Below are 19,468 nucleotides of genomic sequence, written 5' to 3'. Positions count from 1 at the left end.
ACAGACACTTTACGAAACCTGGCTTTTACCCTTTACATTGGCAGACTAAGATATAAATCACAGGGCGGGCAAGAGAAACCAAACGCCCTGGAGAAGAAAAGAGAGAAGAGGCCGGAAACGTTCACCCGGCGAAAAGGAGAAAGCATTATGAAAAAGAAAACAGTTAGCTTATTGATGACCATGGCACTTACAGCAGCAATGCTGGCAGGCTGCGGAAGCTCTGAGACTGCAGATACCACAGCAGCTGCAGATACTACGGCTGAGGCAGAGGATACTGCGGCAGCGGCAGATACAGCAACAGCAGATTTTGACACCGAAGAGGATATCTCTGTATATTCCCGTGAGGACGGTTCCGGAACCAGAGGCGCATTCATCGAGCTGTTCGGTGTAGAAGAGAAGGACGCCAACGGAGAAAAGATTGACAACACCACGGAGGACGCAACCATCACCAACAATACCTCCGTTATGATGACCGGCGTGGCTGGCGATGATTACGCAATCGGATACGTATCCTTAGGTTCCCTGAACGATACCGTAAAGGCACTGAAGATTGACGGCGTAGAGCCGACCGTAGAAAATATCAAGAGCGACAGCTACAAGGTATACAGACCCTTCAACATCGCAACCAAGGGCGAGGTAAGCGAGGCTGCGCAGGATTTCATCGATTATATCCTGAGCGCAGAGGGACAGCAGATTGTAAGCGATGAGGGATACATCACCATCGACGACGCAGCTCCGGCATTCGCAGGCGGCCAGGCAAGCGGCAGCGTGACAGTAGCAGGATCCTCTTCCGTATCTCCGGTGATGGAGAAGCTGGCAGAGGCTTATATGAAGCTGAACGGCAACGTAAAGATTGAGATTCAGACCAGTGATTCTACCACCGGTATGACCTCCGCTATTGACGGCGTATGTGACATCGGAATGGCTTCCAGAGAGCTGAAGGACACGGAGGCTGAGAAGCTTACTGCAACGGTTATCGCACAGGATGGTATCGCGGTAGTTGTGAATAACAACAACCCCATCGACAACCTGACTAAAGACCAGGTAAAGAGCATTTACGTAGGCGAGACTACTTCCTGGAGCGAGGTAGAGTAAGCAAAAGAGGGCAAATGATATGAAACAGGCGGCTTGGAAAGCGCGTATCAAGGAAGTATTTATGCAGGCGGTGTTCTTCATAGCCGCCTGCACCTCTATTCTGGCAGTAATACTCATTTGTGTATTTCTGTTTGCCAACGGACTTCCGGCCATCGGAAAAATCAGACCGATGGAGTTCCTGCTGGGAACCAGATGGAAGCCGGGCAACAACATTTTCGGAATTCTGCCTTTTATCCTGGGCAGCATCTACGTGACAGCGGGAGCAATTCTCATCGGAGTTCCCATCGGAATCCTGACCTCGATTTTCATGGCGTACTATTGCCCGAAGAAAATCTACCGTCCCCTGAAGGCAGCCACCGAGCTGCTGGCCGGAATCCCGTCGGTTGTATACGGCTTTTTCGGTATGATGGTTCTGGTTCCCCTGCTCCGGCAGATTCCCCATTGCAAGGGAAATGTCATGCTGACCGCATGCATTCTTCTGGGTATCATGATTCTGCCAACCATCATCGGAACCACAGAAACAGCTCTTCGGAGCGTACCGGCCATGTACCATGAGGGAGCATTGGCACTGGGAGCAACCAAGGAGCGGAGCGTATTTACGGTTATCGTACCGGCGGCAAAATCCGGTGTGCTGACCGGAATTGTACTGGGAATCGGCCGGGCCATCGGCGAGACCATGGCAGTTATTATGGTAGCCGGAAATCAGACTAAGATGCCGGAAAGCCTGTTTAAAGGCGTCCGTACCATGACAGCCAATATCGTCATTGAGATGGGCTACGCCACAGACCTGCACCGGGAGGCTCTGATTGCCACGGCGGTTGTGCTCTTTGTATTTATTCTGATTATCAACTTAAGCGTATCACTGTTAAGGAGGGGCGGAAATGGAAGCAATTAACAAGCAGACGGCAGGCGATAAGCTCCATGCCCTGCAAAAGCATCCGGGTTCCCTGATTCTGTTCCTGCTGGTGGTGCTGGCAGCATGCGTGACCTTTGCCGTACTGATTTTCCTGATTGCCTACATTCTGATTCGGGGCGTACCCTATCTGACGCCGGAGCTGTTCTCCCTGCATTATACCTCGGATAACGTTTCCCTGATGCCGGCGCTGTTCAACACCATCGAAATGATTTTCCTGGCGCTGATTCTGGCAGTTCCTGTGGGTATCTTTTCTGCCATTTATCTGGTGGAATACGCGAAAAAGGGAAATAAATTCGTCGGCGTGGTGCGGGTAACGGCGGAAACGCTGTTGGGTATTCCCTCTATCGTCTATGGCCTGTTTGGTATGCTGTTTTTCGTAACAAAGCTGAAATGGAGCTACTCCATGCTGGCCGGCGCCTTCACCCTGGCGATTATGATTCTTCCGCTGATTATGCGGACCACGGAGGAAGCGTTGATTTCCGTACCGGATTCTTACCGGGAGGGAAGCTTCGGACTGGGAGCCGGAAAGCTCCGGACCGTCTTTCAGGTGGTACTGCCCAGCGCGATTCCGGGTATCCTGGCAGGTGTGATCCTGGGAATCGGCCGTATCGTGGGCGAGACGGCGGCGCTGATGTATACCTCCGGAACGGTGGCCAAGTATGCGGGAGCCATGGAATCCGGACGGACTCTGGCTTTACATATGTACGTGCTGACCAGTGAGGCCCTTCATGTGGATCAGGCCTCTGCCACAGCCGTAGTGCTGCTGGTAATTGTCATCGGAATTAACGCGTTTTCAGGCTTTATTGCAAAGAAGCTGGCGAAGAAGACAGGAGAATAGAAATGGGTATTATGAAGATTGAACATCTGGATCTGTTCTACGGGGATTTCCAGGCGCTCAAAAATGTAAATATGGAGATTGAGAAAAATGAGATTACCGCATTTATCGGCCCGTCCGGCTGCGGCAAATCCACCTTCCTCAAATCCCTGAACCGTATGAATGATATGGTGGCCGGCTGTAAGATTACCGGAAAGGTAACCTTAAACGGACAGGACATCTATAAGGGAATGGACGTGAATGACCTGCGCCGGAGAGTGGGCATGGTATTCCAGAAGCCGAATCCGTTTCCCATGAGTATCTACGACAATATTGCCTATGGTCCCCGGACCCACGGAATCCGGAATAAAGCGAAGCTGGACGAAATCGTAGAGGAATCCCTGCGGAACGCGGCGATCTGGGACGAGACCAAGGATCGTCTGAAAAAGAGCGCCCTGGGTATGTCCGGCGGACAGCAGCAGCGTCTCTGTATCGCCAGGGCCCTGGCCGTGAAGCCGGAGATTTTACTGATGGACGAGCCGACCTCCGCGCTGGATCCGATTTCCACCTCTAAGATTGAGGACCTGTGTATGGAGCTGAAGAAGAGCTTTACGATTGTGATGGTAACCCACAACATGCAGCAGGCGGCGCGTATTTCCGACAAGACCGCATTTTTCCTGCTGGGCGAGGTGATTGAGTACGGCAACACGGATCAGATCTTCTCCATGCCGAAGGATACCCGTACCGAAAACTATATTTCAGGAAGGTTTGGTTGATGCTATGAGAGATTTTTATGAAGAACAGCTGAATGAGCTGCATACACAGATGATCGCCATGGGAGGTCTGTGTGAAAAGGCCATTTCCAATGCTACAAAAGCTCTGACAGACGGTGATCTGCAGCTGGCAGAGGAAATTATGAAGAATGACGCCATCATCAACCGTCAGGAGCGGGATATCGAGAGTCTCTGTATGAAACTGATTCTCCATCAGCAGCCGGTGGCGGGGGATCTCCGCCGGGTTTCTGCGGCCCTGAAAATGGTGACGGATATGGAGCGTATCGGCGACCAGGCGGCAGATATCGCGGATATTGTCCTTGATATGAATGAGAAGCTTCCGGTTAAGTTTCTCCATGTGTGCAAGATGGGCGTAGCAGCCATGAAAATGGTCACAGACAGCGTGAACGCCTACGTGGACGGAGACCTGGAGCTGGCCCGCCAGGTTATCCGGGACGACGACGTCGTAGATAACCTGTTCCTGAAGGTACGCGGAGAGATTCTGGAGTCTATCCGGGACGGCAGCAGCCGCGGGGAAGAGGTTCTGGATCTGTTCATGGTGACCAAGTATTATGAGCGCATTGGCGACCACGCCACGAACATCGCGGAGTGGGTAGAGTACTCCATAACCGGGGAACGGTCCAATGAGAATTAAGGAAAGAAAGCCTCTCCGGGGGATCGCACTGCGGCGGAATGGAATCATGTCGCTTATGCGACCCGCCGCAGGCGGAGAATCCTGCTTTGCAGGATTCTTTCTTGTCATTTGTTCTTATAAATGATTTTAAAATATCAGAAAATAATAAAATATTTACACAAATAAAACAATAATAAAAGAAAAAACTTAAAATAAATGAAAAATAAGTATTGACAAATGGAAGAAGCCCAGCTATAATACAATTAAAGATAAGGAACAAGAAAAAACAAAACAAAAGCTTCAAAAAGAAAGGAAGCGAAAAACAACTCAACTATCTTCTTAAATATAACCCAGTTATATTTAACATAGAGAATGAGTAATCTAAGTAAAGGAGGTACAGTCCAACAGGAAGGTAACGAATTACCCCATAATCTGAGAAAGCGAGGTACAGACCACCGAAGACGTAAGAGGGACTTCCTAAAAAAGCTTTCAGAAAGATGTCAATCTTAATCAAAAGCAGATTTACGGAAGGCAGGGTAAAAAAGTAACCGGAAACAAAACGTTCGATGAGGATCGGTAGCAGAAAAGAAGAAAAGCCGGATGAGAAAGAAGGAAGAAAAAGCAAACCGGTATAAATGAACTTTACAGAAGATCGAAAAACAAAACCGAGCACAGAAGAAATCGAACGGAAAAAGTCAATGAGACTTCAAAAATAAAATAGAAACTGAAAACAGAATAAAGAAATGAGGTATTAGTCCAATGGACAGCATAGTTTGACAGCGGGTATCAAAGAAAGTAGAGTTGATACCCGCTGAATTATTTTGTCCAAAAATAGGATTCGTGCTATAATGAAAAAAACTTATGGAGAAGGAGAACCCCATGTCCCTGCAATTCATTTTCGGTAATTCCGGCGCGGGAAAATCTTATACCCTGTACCGGAGTGTGATCGAGGATTCCATCCGCAACCCGGAACAGAGCTACCTGGTGATTGTGCCGGAGCAGTTTACCATGCAGACCCAGAAGGAGTTGGTGCGGCTGCATCCGGACGGAGGTATCCTGAATATTGATATCCTGAGCTTTCAGCGTCTGGCGTACCGGGTATTTGAGGAAACCGGAACCCAGGTGGGAAAGGTGCTGGAGGAAACCGGAAAGAATCTGGTGCTTCGGAAGCTTGCCCAGGAGAAAAAAGGGGAGCTGAAGGTTCTGGGCGGAAACCTGAAGAAAATGGGATATATCAGCGAGATTAAGTCGCTGATTTCCGAGCTGACCCAGTATGCGGTGACGGAGGAAGCCCTTTCCAGGCTGGTGGAGCAAAGCAGGGAAAAGCCGCAGCTGTATTATAAATTGCAGGATGTGCAGGTGCTTTACCGGGCTTTTCATGCGTATCTGGCCGATCAGTATATTACGGCGGAGGAGCTTCTGGAGGTACTTTGCCGAGTAGTGGAGCAATCTGCCCTGATCCGGGAGAGCGTGATTGTGCTGGACGGCTTTACCGGTTTTACGCCCATCCAGAATCTGCTGCTGCAGAAGCTGATGCTGTACGCGAAAAAGGTTGTAGTGACAGTGACTATAGACGAGCGGGAGAACCCCTACCGGGTGGAAGGGGAGCACCAGCTCTTTTATCTGAGCAAAAAGACAGTGGCAGGTCTGAAACGGCTGGCAGAGGAGACCGGGGTACCGGAGGAGAAGCCCCTCTGGGTACACCCCGGTGAAAAGAGCCGGTTTTCCGCCGGAGGAGAGCTGGCCTGGCTGGAGCAGAACCTGTTCCGGCTGCGGTGGCGCAGCTGTCCGGAGAACCAGGGCTCTGGTCAGATCCGCCTTCAGCTGCTTAAGAATCCGGAGGAGGAGGTCGCCTGGGCTGCCGGGAAAATCCGGGAGCTGATTCGGGAAAAGCAGTATCATTACCGGGATTTCGCCCTGATTACCGGAGATATGGAGGCCTACAGTCCGGTGCTGGAGCGGGTTCTGGAAGATTATGGAATCCCCTGCTTCCTGGATAATAAGCGAAGTATTCTGAAAAATCCTTTTGTGGAATGGATCCGGGCGCTTCTGGAGATTGCGGAGCAGGATTTCTCATACGAATCGGTGTTCCGGTATCTGCGAAGCGGACTTTCCGGCATGAAACCGGAAGAAGTGGATCTGCTGGAAAATTATGTGCTGGCCCTCGGAATCCGGGGTGCGAAGCGGTGGGAGGATCGATTTATCCGCAGCTACCGGGGACTGACGGAAGAGGATCTGGAGCGCATTGACAGCTACCGGGCCCGGGTGGCAGAGGACTTGCTGCCCTTTGTAAAAATACAGCGTAAGAAGGCCGTGGACGTCCGGACAAGAACCACAGCCCTCTACGAACTGATCGTGAAGAAGGGGATTCAGGGCAGACTGGCTGTCTTTGAGGAACGGTTTAAACGGGAAAATAACCAGGTGCTGGCCAAGGAGTATCACCAGATTTATGGAATCCTGATGGATCTTCTGGACAAGCTGGTGGATCTTCTGGGCGAGGAGGAGCTGACGGTCCGGGAGTACACGGAGCTTCTGGAAGCGGGCTTTGGAGAAGCCCGGGTGGGTGTCATTCCTCCTGGTGTGGATCAGGTGATGGCCGGAGATATGGAGCGTACCCGGCTTAAGGACGTAAAGGTACTCTTTTTCCTGGGCGTCAATGAGGGCAGCGTGCCGAAGAACGCTTCCCGGGCGGGGCTTCTGTCCGATATGGAGCGGGAACAGCTGCGGGGAGCCGGCATGGAGCTGGCGCCTACGGCCCGGGAGCAGGGATATATCCAGCGGTTTTATCTGTATCTGAATCTGACGAAGCCGTCGGAGCGGCTCTATATCTCCTGCACGCTTTTGGACGGCGGAGGAAAGGCGCTGCGGCCTTCCTATCTGATGAATGTGATGAAGCGTTTGTTCCCGGCGCTTACCCTGGAGCAGGAGAGCGCCCGGAGTAAATCCGGCCTGCCCCGGACAGAGGGGGAGGGACTGCGGCTGCTGATAGAGGGCCTGAAGGAATACCGGGAGGGCAGAGGCAGCGGGCAGTTTTATGAGCTGTACCGCTGGTACGCAAGACAGGAGCGGTATGAGGAAAAGCTGGCGCAGCTTCTGGAGGGAGCCTTCTCGGCGCATCGGGATACGAAGCTTGGAAAAGCGGTGGCCCACGCCCTTTACGGAACCGTGCTGGAGAACAGCGTGACCCGTCTTGAGCAGTACGCGGCCTGCGCCTATGCTCATTTTCTCATGTACGGCCTGAAGCTTTCAGAGAGGGAGCAGTATGAATTTGCTCCGGTGGATATGGGAAATATTTTCCATGAGACGCTGGAGGCATTTTCGAAGAAGCTGGACGCCAGCGACTATACCTGGAAGACGCTGCCCCGGGAGGTGGCGGACGACTGGGTGGAGGAGTGTCTGGCGGCCCTGACGGTGGATTACGGCAATACCGTGCTGAACAGTACGGCCCGGAACCAATATATGATTCGCAGAATGGCCCGTATTCTGAAGCGGACAGTCTGGGCACTGGGCGAGCAGATACGAAAGGGTCTGTTTACGCCGGAAAATTACGAGATCTCCTTTTCCAGTGTCTCGGATCTGGAGTCTGTCAATCTGGAACTGTCGCCGGAGGAAAAACTGAAGCTCCGGGGACGGATCGACCGGGTGGATACCTGCGAGGACGAGGAGCATGTCTATGTGAAGGTGATTGATTATAAATCCGGCAGCACCTCATTTCAGCTTCTGTCCCTGTATCACGGCCTGCAGCTGCAGCTGGTGGTCTATCTGAACGCGGCCATGGAGCTGATGAAGAAGGAGTATCCGGATAAGGATGTTCTTCCGGCGGGCATACTCTATTATCAGATTCAGGATCCGGTGCTGGATACGGAGGGAGAGGAAGAGGATATAACGGCCCGGGTGCTGGAGAAGCTGAAGCCCGGCGGGCTGCTCAACCAGGATCCGGAGATCATAAGAAGGCTGGATCAGTCCATGCCGGGCCGCTCCCAGGTTCTGCCCATTTCCTATAATAAGGACGGAACCTTACGGTCCGGTTCCCCCGTGGCCAGCGAAGCGCAGTTTGCGGCGCTTTCACGTTATGTCAATCGAAAGATCCGGACGATTGGCTCCGAGGTGTTGGAGGGACGGATGGACGTGAATCCCTATGAGCTGAAGGGACGGACCGCCTGCGATTACTGTGCCTACAGCGGCGTCTGCGGCCTGGACAGCAAGACGGAAGGGTATCACAGGCGGAGACTGCCTGTTTTTGACGACGGAGAGATCTGGAAACGGATAGAGGAGGAAGAGCTGTGAGCGTCAGGTGGACCGAGGAACAGAAAAAAGTCATAGAAGTAAGAAATAAAAATGTGCTGGTCTCGGCTGCGGCAGGCTCCGGCAAGACGGCGGTCCTGGTAGAGCGGATTCTTTCTCTGGTCTGCGGAGAGGGAGAACAGGAGCAGCCGCTGGACGTGGACCGGCTTCTGGTGGTGACCTTTACCAAGGCGGCTGCGGCAGAAATGCGGGAGCGGGTGGGGCTGGCCCTGGAGAAGCGTCTGGAGAAAGATCCGGAAAATGAGCACCTGCAGAAGCAGCAGACTCTGATCCACAGCGCCCAGATTACGACCATCGACAGCTTCTGCCAGTATGTGATCCGCAATTATTTCCATCAGATTGATCTGGATCCCTCCTTCCGGATCGGTGACGAAGGGGAGCTGAAGCTGCTGAAGGGTGATGTGGTAAAGGAGCTTCTGGAGGAATGCTACGGGGAAACGGATCCGGAAAAAAAGGCCCGGTTCACAGAATTTGTGGAAGCCTATGCCACAGGAAAAAGCGACGCGGGGCTGGAAGCCCTGATTCTGCAGCTTTATGAATTTGCCATGAGTTATCCCTATCCGAAGCGCTGGCTTGGGGAATGTATGGAGCCTTACCGGGCGAAGTCAGAGGCAGAACTGATGGAGAGCCCCTGGATCCGGTTTATGCTGGATTATGTAAACCGGACGCTGGCAGATCTGGAAGGGGAACTACAGCGGATGCTGGCCGTCTGCCGTCTGCCGGGCGGGCCGTATATGTATGAGGATGCGCTGCAGGCGGATCTGATACAGGTGCAGGAGCTTAAGGAATGTAAAGGCTATGAGGTGCTTAGGGAGCGGCTTTTGGGGCTTTCCTTCGCGCGGCTGTCCACGAAGAAGGATCCGCTGGTGGAGGAGGAGCGAAAAGAGCAGATCAAGGCTTTCCGGGACGGTATGAAGAAAAGCCTGAAGGAGCTGAAGGAGAAGTATATTTCGGCACCGCTTGCAGACGTTCTAGAGGTGATACAGAGGGCGGCGCCGGCTACGGAGGTACTGCTGTCCCTGACGGCAGAATTCGCGGATCGCTATCAGGAAAAGAAGCGTCTGAAAAATCTGGCGGATTTTCCGGATCTGGAGCACCTGGCCCTGGAGATTCTGGTGGAGGACGTGAAGACCGATGAAAATGGAAGGCTGCGGCCGGTACCCACGGCTGCGGCGCGGGAGCTGTCCGCCCGGTACGCACAGATTATGATTGACGAATATCAGGACAGTAACCTGATTCAGGAGATTATCCTGAACAGCGTAAGCCGGGGACAGGGCGTTCCCAATGTGTTCATGGTGGGCGATGTAAAGCAGAGTATCTACCGTTTCCGTCTGGCAAGGCCGGAGCTTTTTATGGAAAAATACCATAGCTATCCCAAAAATGACGGAGGAGCAGAGATCCGGATCGACCTGCATAAGAACTTCCGGAGCCGGAGAGAGGTGCTGGAGGGTACCAACTACGTTTTTGAAAGGCTTATGACAGAGGCCGTGGGCGGAATTACCTACGACAGCGCGGCGGCGCTGTATCTGGGGGCGGAAATGCCGGATCCGGAGCAGAAAACGGGAAATGTGCCGGAATTGCTTTTGCTGGAGAAGAATAAAGAAGCTGTGCCGGAGGCAGAGGATCCGGAACAGAGCGAGCTGACGGAGCGGGAGCTGGAGGCTCATGGGGCGGCAGACTGTATCCGCAGAGTGATGGCGGAGGGAAGCGTCTGGGACGGAAAGACGGAAGCCTTCCGTCCGGTTCGGTACAGCGATATTGTGATTCTGCTCCGCAGCCTGACGGGCTGGGGAGACGTCTACGCCCGGGTGCTGAACGCGGCGGGGATTCCGGCCCATACGGAATCCCGGACCGGATATTTTACTACGATAGAGATTCAGACCCTTTTGAATCTTCTTCGTATCGTGGATAATCCCAGACAGGATATCCCGCTGGCGGCGGTGCTGAAATCCATGATTGGCGGCTTTACGGATGTGGAGCTGGCGAAGATCAAGAGCGCGTATCCACAGACCGGGTTCCATGAGGCCTGTATGCGGTACGCGGGAATCGCGGAGGAGCAGGAGAAGGAGCCGGACCGGGAGGAGGAGCTTCAGAAAAAGCTGCGCAGCTTTTATACGAAGCTTGGGACTTACCGGGAACGCGCCGAATTCCTTCCCATTCATGAGTTGATCGAAGAGCTTCTTAGGACCACCGGGTACGGCGATTACCTGGCGGCGGAGCCCGCGGGAACCCAGCGGGAGGCCAATGTGCGGATGCTGATTGAGCGCGCCATCGCCTTTGAAAAGACCAGCTACCGGGGACTGTTCCATTTTGTGCGATATATGGAGCAGCTTCAGAGCTATAACGAAGATTTCGGAGAGGCGGGGATCCTGGGAGAAAATGAGGACGCCGTCCGGATCATGACTATTCATAAGAGCAAAGGTCTGGAATTTCCCATTGTCATCGTGGCAGGCCTGGGTAAAAGCTTTAACCGGCAGGACAGCAGAAGCCGGGTGGTGATCCACCCGGAGCTGGGCGTGGGCGTGGACTGGGTAGACACCGGACTCCGCACCCGCACCGCCACCCTTCCCAAGCGGGTGCTGCAGAAGGCGCTGGATCTGGAAATGCTGGGAGAGGAGCTGCGGGTTCTCTATGTGGCATTTACCAGGGCGAAGGAAAAGCTGATTCTGCTGGGAAGCGCGGCGAAGCCGGAGGAGAAAAAGCAGAAAAGCCTGTCCTTCCGGACGATTTCCACAGCCGGAACCTATCTGGACTGGGTGCTTCCGGCGGCAGCCGGATCGGAGGAAAGTCCCTTTGCGGTCGGAAAGGTGACACTGGAGGATACGACAGAGGAAGTTCTGCTGCGGCAGATGGTGCAGGAGGAGCAGAAGGCGGCCTTCCTGCATCCGGAGGATCTTCCGGGGGCGGATCCGGATTACGCCGGGAAGCTGGAAGAACAGTTATCCTATCGGTATCCTTGGCAGGAAGACATGGCCCCGCAGGGAAAATTCAGCGTGTCGGAGCTGAAACGGTTGGGACAGACCGAAGAAGAGGACGAGGATACCCTGCTCTATCCGGCGGAAGATCTGGTCCCGTATATTCCGCGGTTTATGTCGGAACAGGAGCCGGTCAGCGGAGCCGCCAGAGGTACGGCTTATCATCGGGCGCTGGAGTGTCTAGATTTCCGGGGCCTCTACCATTCCGAAAAAGTAAAGGAAGGTCTGGAACACCTGGTAGAAATTGGAAAAATGACCCGGGAACAGGCCGATGTGGTGCGTCCCTATGATATTTACGCCTTTGCGCAGACGCCTCTGGCGAAGCGCATGACGGCGGCCCGGGAACGGAAGGAATTCCATACGGAGCAGCCCTTTGTGATTCAGCTGCCTGCCAGGGAACTGGAAATGGGCTGCGACAGCGACGAACCGGTTCTCATTCAGGGAATTATCGACGCCTATTTTTATGAAAAAAATGAAAATGGGGAAAACGAGATCGTGGTTGTGGATTATAAGACAGATTTCGTGAAGGACGGTGGAGAACTTCTGAAAAAATATAAGAAGCAGCTGGATTATTATGAGCTGACTCTGGAACGGCTCACCGGAAAACGGGTGAAGGAAAAGATCATCTATTCTTTCTGCCTGAAAGAAGAGATTCAAGTAGACAAAAATGACTGCAAAAAGGAGGAGCAAAATGCCAGTATTTGATTTTAACAGTGCGCCTGCGGGAGCGCAAAAGGAGCCTGCATGCACCTATACCACATATCGCACCAATGAGAGAGAAGCCAGCGCGGAAAAACCGATTCTGCTGCTGGACAATCAAAAGCGCCGGTGGGAGCATCATTCCTGTGGCGTGTTCACCAATCCGGCCAAGCAGACGGCCTTTGAGTTTAAGGAGGAGGACGGCAAATTCAATGCGGATATTCTGCTGATTGACGCCCGTTTTGTAAGCCTGATCAAATGGCTGGGCGAGCACCAGATCCATGTGCGCCTGTCCGGAGTCAACCGGGAGGACGGGTATGCAGTATATAAAATCCGTGAGACAGCCTTTGGCGGAGGAACGAAGCTTTCCGCGGAGGACGGCTTCCTGCAGTTTATGATCGACCGGCTTTTTGCCAGCAATGCGCCCTCAGAGGAAGAAAAAGATGAGGATCAGGAGGAAGCCGGAGACGATATGAAGCTGACCAGCCTCCAGAGCATTACGGATTTTATGACCTGTGCGGGCCGGACGCTGCCGGATAATATCCAGCTCTGGGCCCGGAGAAACCTGGCGGTAGCCCGCTCCCATGAGGTGTCTCCCGAGGAGAAGCGTCATGCGCAGAGAGCCCTGTCTATCATGATGAATATCCAGTGGAAAAGCAATTATTTCGAAGCCATTGATCCGAAGGAGGCCCGCCGGATTCTGGACGAAGAGCTTTATGGCATGGAGAAGGTAAAGCAGCGTATCATCGAGACGATTATCCAGATTAACCGTACCCATACGCTTCCAGCTTACGGCCTGCTTCTGGTGGGACCTGCCGGAACCGGAAAATCCCAGATAGCCTATGCGGTAGCCCGGATTCTGAAGCTGCCCTGGACAACCCTGGATATGAGCTCTATCAATGATCCGGAGCAGCTGACCGGAAGCTCCCGGGTCTATGCAAATGCGAAGCCGGGTATCATCATGGAGGCCTTTTCCATGTCGGGCGAGTCCAATCTGGTGTTCATCATCAATGAGCTGGATAAGGCCAATGCCGGAAAGGGCAACGGAAATCCGGCGGACGTTCTGCTGACCCTGCTGGATAACCTGGGCTTCACGGACAACTATATGGAGTGTATGGTGCCGACGGTAGGCGTGTACCCCATCGCCACAGCCAATGACAAGAGCCAGATCAGCGCTCCGCTCATGTCCCGCTTTGCTGTGATTGATATTCCGGATTATACGGAGGAGGAGAAAAAGGTGATTTTCTCGAAGTTTGCGCTGCCGAAGGTACTGAAGCGCATGAGCCTTAGGGAGGACGAGTGTCTGGTGACGCCGGAGGGACTGGACGCGGTCATTGCCAAGTACGCGGATACCACCGGAATCCGGGATCTGGAGCAGGCGGCCGAGCATATTGCGGCCAACGCATTATACCAGATCGAGGTAAACGGGGTGAAGGCAGTCCGCTTTGATGGGCAGATGGTGAGAGAACTGCTGGGGTAGGAGGCTCACCGCATCTGCCGTAGTTCCGGAAGGACCGTCGCCAGCATTACGAAAAAGCAGATACTGCCGCCGATGACATTGCTGACCGGTTCCGCCAGGAAGACCCCATTGGTACCCAGGCCCATTCCGTAGGGAAAAAGATAAGTCAGGGGCACAACGATGATGACCTTGCGGAGTAGGGAGAAAAAGACAGCCTGTTTTTTCTTTCCCAGAGATTTGAACATGGTCTGTCCCACATACTGGAGCAGCATGAAGATAAAGGCGGAAAAATACAGCTTCATGGCAGGAATGGTATCGGTCAGAAGACTCTCATCAGAGCTGAAAATGCTGATGAGAAAATGGGGCGCAAAGAGAATGACAAGCCACATTCCCAGAGTATAGATAAGCGCCAGGACAGCCATGGTGACTCCGGCCTGCCGGACGCGGTCCGGACGCTGGGCGCCGTAATTATAGCTGATAATCGGGGAAGAACCCTCGGTCATGGCGTGAATCGGCGTCTCTACCATCTGGCGGATGCTGGAAATGATAGTCATAACAGAGATGTAGATATCTCCGCCTGTGACAGAGAGCACACTGTTGCAGCAGATGCTGACCAGGCTGTTGGTAAGCTGCATGATAAAACCGGCGGTTCCCAGGCTGACAATGTTGGCAGCGCAGGAGCCGCAGGCGCGGATTTCCGGAACCGTCAGGAAACGGACCCGGTAGTCCGCTTTTTTTCGCAAAAAATACAGGACAAAGACAGCGGAGAAAAGCTGCGACAAAACAGTGGCAATGGCAGCGCCTGTTGCCCCAAGCCGAAATACGAAGATGAACAGCGGATCCAGCACCAGATTGGACACAGCACCGATGATAACGGAAAGCATACCGGTGGTGGAATAACCCTGGGCGTTGATGAAGGAATTCATTCCCGTGGTGATCATAGAGGGAAAGGTTCCCAGAAGATAGATCATCAGGTAGGGATACGCGTAGGTAAGGGCGCTGTCGGAAGCGCCGAACAGGATCAGGATAGGCCGGGCAAAGAGAAGGCCGATTGTCATCAGAAGGACAGCACAGACTGATAAGAGGAAGAAAGCAGTATGGAGAATGTTTTCTGCCTGCTTTCGATCCTTCTGTCCCCGGGCAATGGAGAACAGAGGCGCGCCGCCGGTTCCGAAGAGATTGCTGAAGGCTGTGATGATGACAATAATCGGAAAGCACAGCCCTACAGCTCCCAGAGCCGCCGTTCCCACTTCCGGGATACGGGCGATATAGATTCGATCCACAATGTTATAGAGCAGGCTTAAAAGCTGTGCCACCAGCATGGGCAGCGCGGCCTGCAGAATGTTTTCTGTAATAGTTCCATTTTCAAAATCAATTCGTTTCATTTTTCAACCACCTTTAAATCAGAGCGGCAGCCGTTCCCAAGTCCGCCGCAGATACAGACAGTATAGCACTCTTTGGAATAGAAGAAAATATGGTATTCCTTTACAAAGCCATGCGAAAATAGTATGATCTATGAAAGAACAGCTTTGTATACAAGGGGGGAAATAGAATCATGCAGGCGTATACTTACGTTTCAAAAGGAAAATTTGAATTGAGGGAAAAACCCAAACCGACTCTGCTGCATGAGCGGGACGCCATTGTCAAAGTGACGCTGGCCAGTATCTGCTCCAGCGATCTGCATATCAAGCATGGCAGCGTTCCGCGGGCGGTTCCCGGGATCACGGTCGGCCATGAGATGGTGGGAATTGTGGAGGAGGTTGGAAATGCAGTTGCCGGGGTAAAACCGGGAGATCGGGTGACGGTAAACGTGGAGACTTTCTGCGGAGAGTGTTTTTTCTGTAAGAAGGGGTATGTAAATAACTGCACAGATGAAAATGGCGGCTGGGCGCTGGGCTGCCGGATAGACGGCGGCCAGGCAGAATATGTGCGTGTACCCTTTGCGGATCAGGGACTGAATAAGATTCCGGAGGGCGTTACGGACCGGCAGGCGCTGCTGGTGGGCGATGTTCTGGCAACCGGTTACTGGGCGGCGCGGATTTCGGAGATCTCGGAGGAGGACACGGTGCTGATTATCGGAGCAGGCCCCACCGGTATCTGTACCCTGCTTTCCGTAATGCTGAAGAACCCCAGGCGGATTATCGTGTGTGAAAAGGAGGAAAACCGCTTGCAGTTTATCCGGCAGCATTATCCGGAGGTTCTGACAGTTTCGCCGGAGGAATGCGAAGCGTTTGTCCGGGCAAACAGCGAGCACGGGGGAGCTGACGTTGTGCTGGAGGTTGCGGGAGCGGAAGCCACCTTCCGTCTGGCCTGGGAATGCGCAAGACCCAATGGTCTGGTGACGGTGGTTGCTCTTTACGATCAGGCGCAGATCCTTCCGCTTCCGGATATGTATGGTAAGAACCTTACTTTTAAAACCGGCGGGGTGGACGGCTGTGACTGTGAAGAAACATTGCGGCTGATTGCAGAGGGCAAATTGGACACAGAGCCGCTTATCACCCACACCTATCCCTTAAGCAGAATCGAGGAAGCCTATGAGCTCTTTGAAAATAAGAGAGACGGTGTAATTAAGGTAGCAGTAGAATGTTAAAAAAAATGTCCCCAAACTGCGCTCTTTCTGCAATAATATAATAAAGAGAGATCGAGAGAGGAGGCACCCCAATGACCGACCAAAAACTTCTGCACCTGCTGGATCAAAACCCGGAGGAGGGCATGAGCCTTCTGATGGAACAATATATGGGCCTTCTGTGGAGCGCCTGCCGGCTGTATCTGACGAATCCGGAGGATATCCGGGAGTGTGTACAGGAGACCTTTGCGGATTTTTATGGAAACCGGGAGCGGTTCCGGACGGAAAAGGGGACGATCAAAGCATATCTCTATGTGATTGCCAAGCGAAAAGCCATCCGGATGGCGGCACAGAATGGGAAGCAGAGCATGGTTCCTCTGGAAATGCTGGAGGAGGCCGCGGATGCCAGCGGCGAGAATGCGATTCTGAACCGGGAGGCGCTGGAGCAGGCCCTTGGCAAGCTCAAGGAGCAGGACAGCCGGATGATCCGGATGCAGTATTACGATGGCCTGACCTGCCGGGAGATCGCCGAAGCCATGCACCTGCCTGTGGAAACCGTGAAAAAGCGGCAACAGCGAAGCATCAGAAAGCTTCGGCTGGCATTGATGGTTCTGGCAGCACTGGGAATTCTGGGAGCCTGCGCGGCGGCTGTCATCCGGGTTCGGTTCAACCCGGTGACGGGGATCCGGGACGCGGAAGAAGAGATTTACAGAGGGACGACGCTTCCCCTGGAAGTGGAGACCGAATACGGCAGAATTACGGTAGAGTATGCCATCTGGCAGGAACAATCTCTCTATGTGAAAATGACAGTCGTTCATCCGGAGGAAGACGACTGGTTTGATACCGTCCGTGAGAATATCTGGGCGGAAAGTGAGGATGGCACCCACTTGCGTGGTTCCGGTTCCAGCGGTCAGGATCTCCGGAACGGGCTTCTGATTCTGGATTGGGATTTCCATTATTATAAGCCGCAGGAGCAGTTCCTTTTGCATCTGTTTGACAAGACGATAATTCTGCAGATGGTTCCGCTGAAAGAATACGATGACCTGGATACGATCGGCAAGCCCGTGACCCATAAGGAGCGTACCGTGGTGGTGAGCGGTGACTGGGAAGATGAAGATACCCTGAAGCTGAACGCCTGGTGTTACGCAAAAGGAATCTGGAAAGTCTGCAGACTCGGAGAATGGCCCGTGTCTGCGGAAGAAATGGGAAAAGAGAGTTATGTAAACTGGATGTTTGACGGGCTGGACGGAAGCGGAAGCTTCACGGCAGAAGTAAAGGCGCAGCAGGGGAAGCCCTATCAGCTGACGATTCCCGCAGTTTGCCTGAAGGCTGAGCTTGGCACGGAAGGGCCGCTTTTCGAAATCCCGGTTCCGAAGGAAAATGAGTCGGAAGAGGTCGATATTCCTTTTGAAGTGGGAGAGGATCGCTATCATATCGTAAAAATACAGCGAAAACTCGGGGATCCGACAGAAACAGAGGCGGTCACAGAACAGGGTACGGAGGATGCAGAAGAAAGCAAGGAAGCCCGAGGAACGGTTGTGACATTGTACGTGGAACCGATTACCCTGGAAAAGAACACAAAGCTCAGTTCTATTTCTATAAGCTGGGGCAATATGGAAGAGCAGAAAAGCTACCGGAGAAATCAGGACACCGGCAAACTGGAGCTCACAGGCAGTGAATGGGAATTCAACCCCACAGGAAGCACCTTCATTCCTTCCTGGTATCTGGACGGCGAATTCGCTGAATATCGGCAGGAACTGACGGTGGAATACGGACCGGGGGAGGAAGTGCCGGAAAAAACTATGGTTCGCGTGGATAAGGTAATCAAAACCTGGGAGCAGAAATATGTGTACACGATAAAATGAGAAAATCTGACACGAAAAAACCGCAGGACACCTGGCTAAATAGCCGGAATTCCTGCGGTTTTTCTTTGATGAGTTTATCCAGTAAACGTAATTGCCGATATTAGATACGAGCTACGCCGCTCTCTTTTGCAGCCTTGGCTACAGCCTTAGCGACACAATCCTTCAGTCTGGAATCGAAGGCTGCCGGCAGGATATAGTCTGCGTTCAGCTCTTCATCGGATACCAGGGAAGCGATAGCGCGTGCAGCGGCGATCTTCATCTCGTCGTTGATATCGGATGCGCGAACGTCCAGAGCTCCGCGGAAGATACCCGGGAAAGCCAGAACATTGTTGACCTGGTTCGGAAAATCGCTGCGGCCGGTGGATACGACTGCGGCGCCTGCAGCCTTAGCCTCGTCCGGGAAAATCTCCGGAGTCGGGTTTGCGCATGCGAAGATGATAGCATCCTTTGCCATGGTGGAAACCATTTCCTTGGTCAGAACGCCCGGCGCGGATACGCCGACGAATACGTCTGCGCCCTTGATCACCTCAGCCAGGGTACCCTTCTCCATGTTCCGGTTGGTAACTGCGGCAATCTCCTCCTTGATGGGGTTCAGACCTTCGCGGCCCTCGTAGATGGCGCCCTTGCGGTCGGTCATGATAACATTTTTCAGGCCCATGCTCATCATCAGCTTGATGATAGCGATACCGGCTGCGCCTGCGCCGGAGGTGACGATCTTCACATCTTCAATCTTCTTTCCTACCAGCTTCAGAGCGTTCATCAGACCTGCCAGTGTGATAACGGCGGTACCGTGCTGGTCATCGTGGAAAATCGGAATATCGCAGCGCTCTTTCAGCTTCTTCTCAATCTCGAAGCAGCGGGGAGCGGAGATGTCCTCCAGGTTTACGCCGCCGAAGGAGCCTGCCAGCAGAGCAACGGTATTTACGATATCATCTACATCCTTGCTGCGTACGCAGAGCGGAATAGCGTCTACATCGCCAAAGGCCTTGAACAGGACACATTTACCTTCCATAACCGGCATACCAGCCTCTGGTCCGATATCGCCCAGGCCCAGAACTGCGGTACCGTCGGTCACTACGGCAACGGTGTTCCAGCGGCGGGTCAGGTCGTAGCTTTTATTGACATCCTTCTGAATCTCCAGACAGGGCTGTGCAACACCCGGTGTATAAGCAAGAGAAAGAGCCTCCTTGCTGTCTACGGCTGCCCGCGGCGTAACCTCCAGCTTACCCTTCCATTCATAATGTAATTTCAATGATTCTGCAGCGTAATCCATGATATAATCTCCTTTTTTTCTGGGAAACGGCTCTCTGTCCGTCAGTGGTTATCGATAGGTTGTACGGCATTGTATTTTTTACGGTACAATCATT

General features: G+C 53.1%; 12 protein-coding genes. 10 read left to right on the top strand and 2 right to left on the bottom strand.

Annotated features, from left to right (window positions below; translation table 11 throughout):
- Nucleotides 1–147 precede the first annotated feature (147 nt).
- The 8 genes from ACTNCH_RS02895 (at nt 148) to ACTNCH_RS02860 (ending at nt 13,691) form a co-directional block, all read left to right on the top strand.
- Nucleotides 148–1,095, top strand: a complete 948-nt coding sequence (locus tag ACTNCH_RS02895) for a substrate-binding domain-containing protein (protein ID WP_441014922.1) — start codon at nt 148–150, stop codon at nt 1,093–1,095.
- A gap of 19 nt (nt 1,096–1,114) precedes the next feature.
- Nucleotides 1,115–1,990 (top strand): phosphate ABC transporter permease subunit PstC, encoded by an 876-nt coding sequence (gene pstC, locus ACTNCH_RS02890; protein ID WP_441014924.1) that lies wholly within the window; start codon nt 1,115–1,117, stop codon nt 1,988–1,990.
- Nucleotides 1,977–2,849, top strand: a complete 873-nt coding sequence (pstA, locus tag ACTNCH_RS02885; RefSeq protein ID WP_441014926.1) for a phosphate ABC transporter permease PstA — start codon at nt 1,977–1,979, stop codon at nt 2,847–2,849. The genes pstC and pstA overlap by 14 nt, the downstream gene beginning before the upstream one ends.
- Before the next feature lie 2 nt (nt 2,850–2,851).
- Nucleotides 2,852–3,601: a phosphate ABC transporter ATP-binding protein PstB gene (pstB, locus tag ACTNCH_RS02880; RefSeq protein ID WP_158364492.1), complete on the top strand. Its 750-nt coding sequence runs from the start codon at nt 2,852–2,854 to the stop codon at nt 3,599–3,601.
- Between the two features lie 4 nt (nt 3,602–3,605).
- Entirely contained in the window at nt 3,606–4,253 is a 648-nt protein-coding gene (gene phoU / locus ACTNCH_RS02875; protein ID WP_441014928.1) for a phosphate signaling complex protein PhoU, read from the top strand.
- Between the two features lie 858 nt (nt 4,254–5,111).
- The gene (addB, locus tag ACTNCH_RS02870; protein WP_441038307.1) at nt 5,112–8,519 is read left to right on the top strand and encodes a helicase-exonuclease AddAB subunit AddB; all 3,408 of its coding nucleotides are present in this window, start codon (nt 5,112–5,114) and stop codon (nt 8,517–8,519) included.
- On the top strand, nt 8,516–12,217 hold the full coding sequence (gene addA / locus ACTNCH_RS02865) for a helicase-exonuclease AddAB subunit AddA (protein ID WP_441014932.1): 3,702 nt from the start codon (nt 8,516–8,518) through the stop codon (nt 12,215–12,217). The genes addB and addA overlap by 4 nt, the downstream gene beginning before the upstream one ends.
- On the top strand, nt 12,204–13,691 hold the full coding sequence (locus ACTNCH_RS02860) for an AAA family ATPase (protein ID WP_441014934.1): 1,488 nt from the start codon (nt 12,204–12,206) through the stop codon (nt 13,689–13,691). Before addA ends, ACTNCH_RS02860 begins: the two co-directional genes overlap by 14 nt.
- A 5-nt stretch (nt 13,692–13,696) precedes the next feature.
- Here ACTNCH_RS02860 and ACTNCH_RS02855 read toward each other — a convergent pair whose 3' ends face one another.
- Nucleotides 13,697–15,055, bottom strand: coding sequence for an MATE family efflux transporter (locus ACTNCH_RS02855; RefSeq protein ID WP_441014936.1), 1,359 nt, complete (start codon nt 15,053–15,055; stop codon nt 13,697–13,699).
- Nucleotides 15,056–15,225: 170 nt separating this feature from the next.
- On the opposite strand from ACTNCH_RS02855, the gene ACTNCH_RS02850 reads away from it, so the two are divergent.
- Both ACTNCH_RS02850 and ACTNCH_RS02845 read left to right on the top strand, forming a co-directional pair.
- The gene (locus tag ACTNCH_RS02850) at nt 15,226–16,260 is read left to right on the top strand and encodes an alcohol dehydrogenase (RefSeq protein WP_441014938.1); all 1,035 of its coding nucleotides are present in this window, start codon (nt 15,226–15,228) and stop codon (nt 16,258–16,260) included.
- A gap of 71 nt (nt 16,261–16,331) precedes the next feature.
- The gene (locus ACTNCH_RS02845) at nt 16,332–18,101 is read left to right on the top strand and encodes an RNA polymerase sigma factor (protein WP_441014940.1); all 1,770 of its coding nucleotides are present in this window, start codon (nt 16,332–16,334) and stop codon (nt 18,099–18,101) included.
- A gap of 100 nt (nt 18,102–18,201) precedes the next feature.
- Here ACTNCH_RS02845 and ACTNCH_RS02840 read toward each other — a convergent pair whose 3' ends face one another.
- Nucleotides 18,202–19,374 carry an NAD(P)-dependent malic enzyme gene (locus ACTNCH_RS02840; protein WP_441014942.1) on the bottom strand — a complete coding sequence of 391 codons (1,173 nt, stop codon included), beginning with the start codon at nt 19,372–19,374 and terminating at the stop codon, nt 18,202–18,204.
- Nucleotides 19,375–19,468: the final 94 nt, after the last annotated feature.

It is taken from the genome of Candidatus Merdisoma sp. HCP28S3_D10, from assembly GCF_052065835.1.
In the GTDB taxonomy this organism is placed as follows: domain Bacteria; phylum Bacillota; class Clostridia; order Lachnospirales; family Lachnospiraceae; genus Laedolimicola.
The sequence above is the reverse complement of the archived record's forward strand: the minus strand, read 5'-3'. Positions and strand labels throughout refer to the sequence as shown.

Coding starts and splice junctions, on each gene's coding strand:
- phoU (WP_441014928.1), top strand. CDS start 3,606: ATGAGAGATTTTTATGAAGAACAGCTGAATGAGCTGCATACACAGATG.
- pstA (WP_441014926.1), top strand. CDS start 1,977: ATGGAAGCAATTAACAAGCAGACGGCAGGCGATAAGCTCCATGCCCTG.
- pstB (WP_158364492.1), top strand. CDS start 2,852: ATGGGTATTATGAAGATTGAACATCTGGATCTGTTCTACGGGGATTTC.
- ACTNCH_RS02895 (WP_441014922.1), top strand. CDS start 148: ATGAAAAAGAAAACAGTTAGCTTATTGATGACCATGGCACTTACAGCA.
- ACTNCH_RS02840 (WP_441014942.1), bottom strand. CDS start 19,374: ATGGATTACGCTGCAGAATCATTGAAATTACATTATGAATGGAAGGGT.
- addB (WP_441038307.1), top strand. CDS start 5,112: ATGTCCCTGCAATTCATTTTCGGTAATTCCGGCGCGGGAAAATCTTAT.
- pstC (WP_441014924.1), top strand. CDS start 1,115: ATGAAACAGGCGGCTTGGAAAGCGCGTATCAAGGAAGTATTTATGCAG.
- ACTNCH_RS02845 (WP_441014940.1), top strand. CDS start 16,332: ATGACCGACCAAAAACTTCTGCACCTGCTGGATCAAAACCCGGAGGAG.
- ACTNCH_RS02850 (WP_441014938.1), top strand. CDS start 15,226: ATGCAGGCGTATACTTACGTTTCAAAAGGAAAATTTGAATTGAGGGAA.
- ACTNCH_RS02855 (WP_441014936.1), bottom strand. CDS start 15,055: ATGAAACGAATTGATTTTGAAAATGGAACTATTACAGAAAACATTCTG.
- ACTNCH_RS02860 (WP_441014934.1), top strand. CDS start 12,204: ATGCCAGTATTTGATTTTAACAGTGCGCCTGCGGGAGCGCAAAAGGAG.